Annotated in this window: 13 protein-coding genes; 5 read left to right on the plus strand and 8 right to left on the minus strand. The window is 56.3% G+C overall.

Annotated elements, in window-relative coordinates; genetic code table 11:
- Position 1: 1 nt before the first annotated feature.
- From IM303_RS06080 to IM303_RS06100, 5 genes are all read right to left on the minus strand, one after another.
- Positions 2-958: a carbamate kinase family protein gene (locus IM303_RS06080; RefSeq protein WP_193359715.1), complete on the minus strand. Its 957-nt coding sequence runs from the start codon at positions 956-958 to the stop codon at positions 2-4.
- Positions 955-2,505, minus strand: a complete 1,551-nt coding sequence (locus IM303_RS06085) for a xanthine permease (RefSeq protein ID WP_088204888.1) — start codon at positions 2,503-2,505, stop codon at positions 955-957. The genes IM303_RS06080 and IM303_RS06085 overlap by 4 nt, the downstream gene beginning before the upstream one ends.
- An 11-nt stretch (positions 2,506-2,516) precedes the next feature.
- A complete protein-coding gene (locus IM303_RS06090) occupies positions 2,517-3,932 on the minus strand; it encodes a DUF1116 domain-containing protein (protein ID WP_048959576.1) in 1,416 nt (471 codons plus the stop codon).
- The gene (fdrA, locus tag IM303_RS06095; RefSeq protein ID WP_193359716.1) at positions 3,932-5,473 is read right to left on the minus strand and encodes an acyl-CoA synthetase FdrA; all 1,542 of its coding nucleotides are present in this window, start codon (positions 5,471-5,473) and stop codon (positions 3,932-3,934) included. Before fdrA ends, IM303_RS06090 begins: the two co-directional genes overlap by 1 nt.
- A 107-nt stretch (positions 5,474-5,580) precedes the next feature.
- Entirely contained in the window at positions 5,581-6,186 is a 606-nt protein-coding gene (locus tag IM303_RS06100; protein ID WP_193359717.1) for an ankyrin repeat domain-containing protein, read from the minus strand.
- A 319-nt stretch (positions 6,187-6,505) separates the two neighbouring features.
- Between IM303_RS06100 and IM303_RS06105 the strand changes: the two genes are divergently transcribed.
- Positions 6,506-7,435, plus strand: a complete 930-nt coding sequence (locus IM303_RS06105) for a LysR substrate-binding domain-containing protein (protein ID WP_028014168.1) — start codon at positions 6,506-6,508, stop codon at positions 7,433-7,435.
- Here the strand turns inward: IM303_RS06105 and IM303_RS06110 are convergent.
- Positions 7,432-7,590, minus strand: coding sequence for a YqaE/Pmp3 family membrane protein (locus IM303_RS06110; protein ID WP_032644909.1), 159 nt, complete (start codon positions 7,588-7,590; stop codon positions 7,432-7,434). The two genes, IM303_RS06105 and IM303_RS06110, sit on opposite strands and share 4 nt — an antisense overlap.
- A 179-nt stretch (positions 7,591-7,769) precedes the next feature.
- Here IM303_RS06110 and IM303_RS06115 point away from each other — a divergent pair, with 179 nt between their 5' ends.
- Both IM303_RS06115 and IM303_RS06120 read left to right on the plus strand, forming a co-directional pair.
- Complete coding sequence (locus tag IM303_RS06115) at positions 7,770-8,291, plus strand: rhodanese family protein (RefSeq protein WP_193359718.1); 522 nt, start codon at positions 7,770-7,772, stop codon at positions 8,289-8,291.
- 79 nt (positions 8,292-8,370) lie between these two features.
- Entirely contained in the window at positions 8,371-8,550 is a 180-nt protein-coding gene (locus tag IM303_RS06120; protein ID WP_028014170.1) for a hypothetical protein, read from the plus strand.
- A gap of 38 nt (positions 8,551-8,588) precedes the next feature.
- Here IM303_RS06120 and stpA read toward each other — a convergent pair whose 3' ends face one another.
- Positions 8,589-8,993: a DNA-binding protein StpA gene (gene stpA / locus IM303_RS06125; protein WP_048959573.1), complete on the minus strand. Its 405-nt coding sequence runs from the start codon at positions 8,991-8,993 to the stop codon at positions 8,589-8,591.
- A 493-nt stretch (positions 8,994-9,486) separates the two neighbouring features.
- Between stpA and alaE the strand changes: the two genes are divergently transcribed.
- A complete protein-coding gene (gene alaE, locus IM303_RS06130; RefSeq protein ID WP_028014172.1) occupies positions 9,487-9,936 on the plus strand; it encodes an L-alanine exporter AlaE in 450 nt (149 codons plus the stop codon).
- Between the two features lie 32 nt (positions 9,937-9,968).
- On the opposite strand, the gene IM303_RS06135 is transcribed toward alaE, so the two are convergent.
- Positions 9,969-10,313: a DUF2002 family protein gene (locus IM303_RS06135; protein ID WP_023308923.1), complete on the minus strand. Its 345-nt coding sequence runs from the start codon at positions 10,311-10,313 to the stop codon at positions 9,969-9,971.
- A gap of 160 nt (positions 10,314-10,473) precedes the next feature.
- On the opposite strand from IM303_RS06135, the gene IM303_RS06140 reads away from it, so the two are divergent.
- Positions 10,474-10,800 (plus strand): DUF883 domain-containing protein, encoded by a 327-nt coding sequence (locus tag IM303_RS06140; RefSeq protein ID WP_023308924.1) that lies wholly within the window; start codon positions 10,474-10,476, stop codon positions 10,798-10,800.
- Positions 10,801-10,877 lie beyond the last annotated feature (77 nt).

The following is a 10,877-nucleotide window of genomic DNA, read 5'->3' on the forward strand; positions in this document are numbered from 1 at the left end:
CTTATCTTCCTTCATTAACAATGTGGGTACCCGTTTCACCGCGCAGCGCCGCAGGCAGGCAGTCCGGCGAGGTGATGATCACCCGCCTGCCGCCGTGGTGTAAAAATGCCAGCGAGGCGACGATTTTGGGCAGCATGCTGCCCGCCGGAAAGTGTCCTTCATCCATGTAGCGCTTCATCAGCGCCACGCTGACGGTGTCCAGCGCCTGCTGGTCTGGCTTGCCGAAGTTAACGCAGACTTTCTCCACGCCGGTGGTTATCACCAGCACGTCGGCGCAAATCTCACGGGCCAGCAGCGCGGTGGAGAGATCTTTATCGATAACCGCATCCACGCTCTGATAATCCCCCTGCTCGCTGCGCACAACGGGAATGCCTCCGCCGCCCGCGCCGATGACCACAAAACCTTTCTGCGTTAGCGCCTTAATCGCATCCGCCTCGACGATGCGCAGCGGCTGGGGCGAGGCCACCACGCGGCGATAGCCCCGGCCTGAATCCTCGACAAAATGCCAGTCCGGGTGCGCGAGCTGTAGCTCGTCGCGCTGTGCCTCGCTGAAGAACGCGCCGATCGGTTTTGTCGGGTGCGTAAAGCCGGGATCGTTTTTATCCACCTCCACCTGAGTGACGACCGTGACCGCCTTTTGCTCGCCGCGCGCCGCCAGGCGGTTGTTAAGCGCCTGCTGGATCAGGTAGCCGATGCCGCCCTGAGTATCCGCCACGCAGTTTGCCAGCGGGGTCAGCGGCAGCCCTTCCCGCTCGTGAGCGATCTCGGCGCGGCGCAGATCCAGCCCCACCTGCGGGCCGTTGCCGTGGGTGAGGACGATGTCATAGTCGGAGGCCAGCATTTCAAGCACCGACTCGGCCACCGCTTTGACCGCCTGCGCCTGATGTTCAACCGACTGGCTGGCGTTGTCTTTGATAATGCTGTTGCCGCCGATGGCGACGACCATTAGCTCTTTCATACGTTTTCCTTCGCAACAGTAACTTCAGCGCTCGCAACTTCGCGGCTGTCGAGGAAATGCTTCACCACAAACATGCCGCCCATCATCAGGTAGGCCGTGACGAACATCAGGGAACTGCCCTCGGCAAAGCCCACCACTGGCGCGTGGATCACGCCAAACAGCGCCAGCAGCGCGCCTCCTGCGGCGGCGGCGGCCCCGCGCAGCGGTTTGTTAATGATGGCGAAGATAGCGATACAGCCCCAGAGCATGCTGGCGAGCGGCGCACCGTTGCCGAGGTGCATCAGCCCCTCGTAGTAGATCCCTTTGCTGTGCAGCACGTCGGTGCCAATTTTCGCCGCGCTGGTTCCCGCCGCGCTCATCACGCTGTTCATCATGGTCAGCGCCCAGTTAGCGATCCACGGGAACAGGCAGATAAAGATGACGGGCACCTCCACTTTCGGCGTTTCCCGCACCACCTGGTTGGCGGTGACAACGCCGATAAACACCAGAATCGGCACGATAGCGGTCATCGGTATGATGGCGAGCATAAAGGCCCCCAGCCCGAACAGCGGCACGATAAACATGGTCACACCGGACGCCAGCGTGTAGCCGATGCTCGCCCCCATCGCCTTCCAGCCGGGATGGCCCACGTAGACCGTGACCGGGAACGGGTTGCCCATCAGGCAGCCGAGCATGGAAGCCAGGCCGTTCGCCAGCATCACCTTGCGGGTCGGGTACTCATCCCCCGCTGCGTGGGCGCTTTCGATGTTCTCCAGGTCAAAGATGTAGTTCGCCAGCCCCAGCGGTACGGCGGACGCCAGATACGGCAGCGCGTGCGGCAGGCCCTGCATAAAGCTGTCCACGTGCACTTCCGGCGGGTTAAAGCCGAAGGATGACATGGACGCCTTAATGGCATCCGGGCTTTGCAGTCCGGAAATCCACGCCAGCGCCGTTCCGGCAATCAGCAGCAGCAGGCCGGTCGGGATTTTGGCGAAAATTGGCTTTTTACCGAACCAGTTAATGAAGATCAGCAGCAGAACGATGAACGACACGGTGGGCGCTTCGAACGCCTGCAACATCGGGTTCATCGCCAGCAGCAGCAGGCCAAGACCGGACAGGCACGACAGCAGCACGGTACGCGGGATCATCTTGCGGATGGTCTCACCCAGGAACGAGCCGCCCGCGAGGATCATCGCTTCCACGAAGCACCACACCAGGCCAATCTGAATCGCGAAATCCGCATCGCCGGTTTGCTGGTAGACGGGCATCAGGACCAGGAAGGTCACGGTAAAAATCGAGGGTGCGCTCGGGCCGGACGGCAGCGCGGTGACGTCCGTACGTCCGGTGGCGCGCGCCATTTGCAGGCCAAACCATGTGTAGCATAAGCTCGCTACCAGCACCGCCAGCCCGAAGGCCGGCGCGATGCGTCCATAAACAATCTCCTTCGGGATGCCGACGACAAAAATGAGCAGCCCCATCATGGTCAGCAAATTAGTCAGGTTGTTGGTCATCAACCCGAAATAGGCCGCCCAGTCACCTCTTTTCCACTCCAGTTTCATGTTTTTCATGGATGCATACCTTATAGAACGTAGCGATCGCGGAAGGTCAACAGCGCCTTTTCAAAACAGCTAAACGGCGGGTGAACGATGCCCGCCCCAATCATGCCAATGCCCGCGTCTTTGTGGGCAATGGCGGTGTTGATCACCGGCAGAATACCGCTGCCCGCCACTCTGGTGATGTCGATGGCGGTTGGAATGCCCATAAACGACAGCAGCGGAATGGTGACGTTCGGGTTCTCGCCGAGGGTGATTTCGCGCATCTGGCGCGAGAAGTCGATGGCTTCCTCCACCGTGCCGCCCACCAGCGCAACGATGGCCGGTGCCGTCGCCATCGCAAAGCCGCCGATGCCGTAGGTTTCGGTGATGGCGCTGTCGCCAATGTCCAGCCCGGAGTCTTCCGGCTTATAGCCTGCGAACATCGGGCCAATCACCTGCTGCGCCGGACCGGTAAACCACTGCCCCGGCAGGCCGGAAACGCGCAGGCCGAACTCGTAGCCGTTGCGCGCCATGGTGGTAACCACGGTGCTGTATTCAATGCCGTGAGCGGCATCCAGCGCGGCTTTACACATCGCCATCCACGTCGGGCCGGAGAAATAGTCGCTGCTGGCGACAAACTCAAACACCTCGCGCTGCTGCTCCACCGGGTAGCCCGCCTGAATCAGCCCCGGCGTCAGCGCCTGGATCAGCAGCGTGGTGCCGGCGTTGTTGCGGTTGTGGCACTCGTCGCCCATGTGCAGCGCCTGGGCCAGCATCAGGCGCAGGTCGATTTCGCCGATGATATTCATCGCGTCGCGCAGCATCGGGCCGAGCACGTCGCGCATCCAGTTCAGGCGGTCGATCACGCTCTGGTCGTTAGCCCCCATGCGCAGGATCTTCGCCATCTGCTCGCTGAGGTTGGTGAACGCCCGGTTGCCGTAGGTTTTGTTCTCAACGATGTGCATAAACATTGACGCGGAGGTGACGCCCGCCATGGAGCCCACGCAGTCGTGCTCGTGGCACGGCGAGAAGGTGATCTCACCTGAAGCCGCCAGCCTTGCGGCATCCTCCAGATCCGTTGCCAGCCCTTCAAATACCAGCGCACCGGTAACCGCGCCCTTCATCGCCCCGCACATGTTTTCCCATGCGACGGGCGGACCGGCGTGCAGAATGGTGGTGCGGGTCATGCCCGGCACTACGTTAATGGCCTGGTCATAGCCCACCAGCACCGGGTGAGACTGGATGATGCGCTCAAGGGCGATTTTGTTCGCGGCGGCGATCTTCTCCGCCAGCGGTTTCTCTGCCAGTTGGTCGAGCGCTTCTACCACCTGCATGTTGCCCTGCCCCGGCGGCGTCCAGTCGAGCTGGGTCACGGGAACGTGCTGCTTTTTGAGGTCGTCGCTGAACATCGCAATGCCGACGTTAATGACGTTAAGCGGCTGGTTGAATAAAGTGGTCATTATGCTTTCTCCCCTTTGCAGACAAATTCACGTGCCAGTAATCCGGTGTTGGTGCTGCTGCTGGCCCAGATGACGCCTGCGTCGGTCAGCCGCTGGCACTGCTGCGCCAGCGACTGCGGATCCTGGTCGGTGCCAAGCACGTAGCCGAGGATCTCCAGCGGACGGTTATCGGCCTTCGCGATCGCCTGCGCCTCTTTGATCGCGTCGATCATCACCCCCACCGGATCCTCGTGCGCGCCGAAGCCGAGCACGAAGTCCATCACGATGACGCCCACCTGCGGATCGCGCGCCTCCTGTAGCAGGCGGCTGATGCGGTTGGTCGGGTCGATCATTGGGTGCGGTTTGCCGTTGGTGAAGTCGTCGTCACCGAAGTCCAGGAAGGTGTGGGCCTGGCTGACGCTGATGTCCTTCAGGCGCTTAGCCGGATCCGGCTGGATATTGCTCCAGACATCGTCGAACTTCTCCAGCGCGGCAAACATCGCTTCGTCGCACAGGGTGCCGCCACAGAACAGGCCGCGAATGTACTTCTGCTGCGGGGTCAGGCGGGCGCGCACCTCTTCAATCAAAGGCCAGTTGAGCGGATGCAGATCCAGGGACTCTTTTTTAATGCCGGTAAGCAGCACCGCCTTCAGCGCCGCTTCTTTGGTGCCACGCGCAAACTGCAGGCCGTCTTCATCGGCGGGCGGTTCGCTGCGGCCGAGGAAGCAAACAACCACCGGCTTGCGGCAGGCTCTGGCGCGGGCCAGCACCTTTTCTGCCACCGCTGGCGCAGGTGGCTTGGAGATGAGCGCAATCACCTGAGTGACCTCATCCGCCTCAAGCATGTCGATGGCGTCGAGCATCATCAGGCCGCCGATTTTCTCGCTGAGATCGCGCCCGCCGGTGCCGATCAGCTGCGACACGCCGCCGCCGAACTCGTGAATGCGCACACTCAGCTCCTGGCTGCCGGTGCCGGAGGCGCCAACAATCCCAATCGGCCCGCGACGCACCGCGTTGGCGAAGCACAGCCCCGCACCGTTGATGATGGCGGTTCCGCAGTCAGGCCCCATCATCAGCAGCCCTTTCTCATGCGCCAGCAGCTTCAGCGCCAGCTCGTCGTCGAGCGACACGTTATCGGAGAACAGCATCACGTCAAGATCGTTTTCCAGCGCCTGACGCGCTTCGCGGGCGGCAAAGGTGCCGTTGACGGAAATGACCGCCAGGTTGCTGTCCGGGCGATGAGTTTTGGCGCTGGCAATCGTCGCGTAGCGTGCTTCATGGGTGCCGCCGCTCGCTTTATGGGTAAATAAAGCCTCTATTTCCGCCAGCGTTTCATCGTTCGCCGCGTCGCCTTTAATCACGATCATGAGGTCGCCATTTTTGGCTTCCGCCAATTCCGGCGTGAGCAGCCCGAGATTTTTCAGAACGCCTTTATTCATTTCCGTCGCCATTGCCACAAACGCCTGTTCGACGCCCGGCAATTTATTGGCTTTGGTGGAAACCGACATTAAGGAAACCGAATCGAAATACGTGTTCTTTTTTATGACGATTTTGGTTGGCATTGTTTTCTCCTGAATACGGATAAAAGGGGGCCGCCGTCGCGCAGAATGCACGTCGGTAAAAATACTGTTTGAATTAACGGCCAGCCGGACGTGGCTGGCCGAATGCGTTATGCGCCCGCCGCCAGCAGCAGGTCGGCTATTGCATCGAAGCCTTTTTCCCGCGCCAGTTCGAGCGGGGTTTTGCCGTATTTATCGGTCATGTGCGGGTTCGCGCCGTGGTCCAGCAGCAGTTTCACAATTTCCTGCTGCTTTGCGCCGCCGTCATTCAGCACGATGGCTTCCAGCAGCGGCGTCCAGCCGACAAAGTTAGTGTGGTTGACGTTAATAACGGTTTTTTCCAGCAGCTCGCGCACGATTTCAACGTGGCCTTTTTCACTGGCAGGGGTAATGCCCACGCCGCCGAAGCGCGTCAGACGGTCGAGATCCGGATTCGCCGGAAGAACGATGCGCAGCAGGGTTAAATCATTAGTCAGGCAGCTTATCAGGAAGGGGTTAAAACAGGTCTGGTCCTGTTTATCAATATCCGCGCCGGCGGCAATTAAAAATTCCACGCAGGCATAATGCTTTTTCAGGCTGGCAATAATAATGGCGGTTCTTTTCTGGCGATTGGTGGCGTTAATATCCACGCCGTTATCCAGGCAGGCTTTTAGCGCGTCGATGTTGCCCTCTTCTGCCGCCAGCAGAAATTCCGTAACGAGTGCGTTTGCAGACATATTCGGTCTCCCAATGTTTCACTTCTGATGACCTGAGAATAGCAACAGCCTGGTCACAAAAGAATCCGCTTAAAAATGATTCATCGACACGCAATTCATTGTTGAGTTAAATTCAACAGTCAGGCTAAAACGTGCGTCTGTGCAACCTTTTTCTTATGGTTTACCGCTTTTTAGCGCCTCAGGCAGCATTATCCTTATGGTTGTAAAAGCCTTGCAGGACGGGGCTCCGCGTAAATAGTCAGAACTGTGACACACTTCAAATATGATGTAACGGCGCTGTTAAAATATGTTCAAAACTGATGGCTGAGGATGCTGTGATATGAATTCCATCTTTACCGAAGAGAACCTGCTGGCCTTCACCACCGCGGCACGCTTCGGCAGCTTCAGCAAAGCCGCCGCCGAGCTGGGTGTGACGACCTCCGCCATTAGCTACACCATTAAACGCATGGAGACCGGGCTGGACGTGGTGCTGTTTGTGCGCAACACGCGCAGCATCGAGCTGACGGAGTCCGGGTTTTATTTTTACCGTAAGGCCACCGACCTGCTGAACGACTTCCACGCCATCAAGCGCGGGATTGATACCATTTCGCAGGGCATCGAGGCGAGAGTGCGCATCTGCATTAATCAGCTCTTGTATACGCCGCGCCATACTGCGCGTTTGCTGCAGGTGCTGAAAAAGCAGTTTCCCACCTGCCAGATCACGGTGACGACCGAGGTGTATAACGGCGTCTGGGATTCGATCATCAACAATCAGGCCAACATCGCGATTGGCGCGCCGGATACGCTGCTGGACGGCGGCGGGATTGATTACACCGAAATTGGCGCCATTCGCTGGGTGTTTGCCATCGCGCCGGAACATCCCCTCGCCTTTGTTCCCGAACCGATAGCGGAGAGCCAGTTGCGCCTGTACCCCAACATCATGGTGGAAGATACCGCGCATACCATCAACAAGAAGGTCGGCTGGCTGCTGCACGGGCAAGAGGCAATTCTGGTGCCGGATTTCAACACCAAGTGCCAGTGCCAGATTCTGGGGGAAGGGATTGGCTTTTTGCCGGAATACATGGCAAGAGAAGCGATGGAAGACGGGCTGCTCATCACGCGGCGTATTAACAATCCGCGTCAGGACTCGCGCATGCTGCTCGCCACGCAGCATGCGGCGACCGGCCAGGTGACGCGCTGGATCAAACAGCAGTTTGGCCCGGAAGGCGTATTAACCGGTATATACAGTGATTTACTGTGGCGTGCTTAGTTTTTCGTCTGCACCCAAAACGCGTGGATAAGGCCCGGGAAGTAACCCAGGATGGTCAGAAGGATGTTCAGAATAAACGCCCAGCCCAGTCCCTTGCCAAGCAGCACGCCCAGCGGCGGGAGAATAATCGTAAAAACAACGCGCCAAAAACCCATAATCACTCCGTGCAAGCTAACCAATTGAAAATTAAAAAGAGACATTTCTCTAAGCATAGCCAGTTTACGGGTTACTGCCATTCGTCTCTCGCGCTTTTACCTGCCTTTACCCTCTTTACACTGGCTTAATCCCTTCCTTAAATGTTCTACTACTCATAAATTGACAGTAAGGAAACATCATGTCTCTTTCTCTTATTTCGCCACAGCAGGCGAACGCGCTTATTAAAGAAGGCGCAAAACTGATTGATATTCGCGATCCCGATGAGTATGCCCGCGAGCATATTCCGGCAGCACGCTCCATACCGCTGGATTCTTTACCCGGCGGGCTCAACGCTGCCCCTGGTGAAATGGTGATTTTCCACTGTCAGTCCGGGACACGGACATCAAACAATGCTGCGCGTCTTGCGCAGGCAGCGTTGCCGGCTCAGGCCTTCGTGGTTGAGGGGGGCATTCAGGGCTGGAAGCAGGCCGGGCTGCTGAGCGTTGAAGATAAATCCCAGCCGCTCCCGCTGATGCGGCAGGTACAAATTGCCGCCGGGCTGCTAATCCTCTGCGGCGTGGTGCTGGGTTATAGCGTCTCCAGCGGCTTTTTCCTGCTGAGCGGTTTCGTCGGTGCCGGGCTGCTGTTCGCCGGTGTGACAGGTTTTTGCGGTATGGCACGGTTGCTGAAAGTGATGCCGTGGAACCGTCATACCTCATAAGCAGTAATCAATGAATTACGCTGTACCCGGCATCAGACGTCGGCTAAGGTGAAGATCGCTAAAACGATGAGGAGGTTATATGTTTTCTGTCGGTGATTATGTGCAACCGCTAAAAGGCGGCCCAAAGCTGAAAGTGCTCGAAGTGAACGGTGAAAACGTGGTGGCGGTACAGGCCAGCAATGAACAAGGCGAGAAATATACGCTGAAAGCGGCCGATTTGGCGCCGTATACCGAAGAAGGTGATTTCGGCGTCTGCTGAACAGACAACCGGGCGGCTTGTTCCGCCCGGTCCACGTATTAGATCAGAAAATCATCCAGTGATTTACCCTCTGCCAGTGCGCTGGCAATAGGCTTCGGCGTGCGCCCCTGGCCGGTCCACGTTTTTTCTTCACCGTTCTGGTCAATAAAGCGATATTTCGCTTCACGCGGTTTACGCTTTTTAGTCGGTTTACCCGCCTGCGCCAGTTCTGAACCCAGCAGGTCAGTCGGAGAAATACCATCGGCTTTCATCAGTTCCAGCAGGTTATTAATTTTTTCCTGCTGTTCAGCGCGCTGCTGCTCTAATTCCGCCAGCTCATTGCGTTTTTCTTCAGTAACGACCCTGACCTTTTCCAGCATTTCCTCAAGAACGTCCAGGGTTAATTCTCGCGCCATCGCGCGCAGGGTTCGGATATTATTAAGATTCTGTAACGTCAAAGACATATTATTGAAAACCTTTTCTTTGGGGTAAATAGATAAATCGCCCCAAGAATAATTCATTTCAGTTGAAATATCTACCCAAAGGTCCAAACGGGCATAAATGTAAATATATTTAAATATCGCCGTTAATAATAGTGCATAGCATTGGCGGGAAACACGTAGATCTAATCACCGAATCAATATAAATGGTCAACTTTAATCCAAATCACAGCATACTGCGCTCTCATCAGGGGAGTGGATTTCTGCGTCAAAAGCAGAACACATAACTAGCTGATTTATATAAATAAAATATTTGATGAGACAGATTATAACGAACCGGATAAAAAACAATCAATTTTAGAGAATTTTGTGGATAAAAGGCGAGTAAATAAAAATTAATCACTAGTTGTTAGTTCAAACATAGAGATATACGCTATACACCTCAAACAAACCAACCTAAAGCACTAGCCGCTGAAGGAAAACCGATTCCACTGCGTTCTTCTCAAGGAGTTCAGACATGTTCTCGCCGCAATCTCGCCTGCGCCACGCGGTGGCGGATACATTCGCGATGGTTGTCTACTGTTCCGTTGTGAACATGCTGATTGAAATATTCCTCTCCGGAATGACCTTCGAGCAGTCACTTTCTTCTCGTCTGGTGGCGATCCCGGTCAATATTATTATCGCATGGCCTTACGGGCTATACCGCGATGCCGTTATGCGTTTCGCGCGCCGCATCAGCCCGGCGGGCTGGATGAAAAATCTTGCCGACGTGCTGGCGTACGTCACGTTCCAGTCGCCGGTCTACGTGGCTATTCTCCTGACAGTGGGCGCGGACTGGCACCAGATCGCCGCAGCGGTCAGTTCGAATATCGTGGTATCAATGCTGATGGGTGCGGTATACGGCTATTTCCTCGACTACTGCCGCCGCCTGTTTAAGGTCAGCCAGTACGGCCAGGTAAAAGCGTAATGTGAAGCGACTGGCGAAAGCCAGTCGCAGATTTACTGTACGTCGCCAAACAGTCCCTTCAGAAACCGCTCCAGCGCCATACGCGAACTGAAACCGTGCGGAATACCATAATGCTCATGGCGTTCACCGCCTAAATAGAGCGGAAATTGCTGATAGTGATCGCAGGTTTTAATATCCGAGGCAGGCTCAGCAAATGACAGACTTCTGTCTTTCAGCGTCGGGTGAATAATGAGAGCGGTACGTCCCATCCTGGCTTCACGATTAACATAAACATAATTCTCGCCGCGGCGATATCCATACGCTTTTGGCGTCACCTCATCCATGGTGAATCCCTCTTTTTCAAGAACGCGTGCCACCTCGTCAGGTCGTAAATACATATCTTTTCCTCGTTATCTTTTCCTGCCCGGCAACCTTACAGTAATCAGCATTAGCAGGGCTTTCAGAATAGTCCATAAACTGGCGGATAACGCGTGACGCGCTTCAGATATTAAATTTCTGAACTAAACTAAACGGGAACACAAAATTACGGAGGATCGTATGTTTAACAGACCGAACCGAAACGATATTAACGACGACGCGCAGGATATTCGTAATGATGTCAGCCAATTAGCGGACACGCTTGAGGAAGTGCTGAAATCCTGGGGATCGGATGCGAAGGATGAAGCAGATGCTGCGAAACGTAAGGCTCAGTCTCTGCTCCGTGAAACCCGCGCCCGTATGAACGGACGTTCACGCGCTACGCAGGCGGCCTGCGACATGGCAAGCTGTGCTACGACCTTCGTACGTGAAAAACCACTGTGTACGCTGGGAACCGTCGCGGCGGTCGGCATTTTTGTCGGAGCCCTGCTCAGCCTGCGTAAGTAAGCCCGCATTCTCAACCCCGGTAGCCTCAGGCGCCGGGGCTTTTTTATGCCTGTAAGCCTGAAAAACCCGTACAGCCC

This window comes from Enterobacter cloacae complex sp. P38RS (genome assembly GCF_014930775.1).
In the GTDB taxonomy this organism is placed as follows: Bacteria; Pseudomonadota; Gammaproteobacteria; order Enterobacterales; family Enterobacteriaceae; genus Enterobacter; species Enterobacter bugandensis.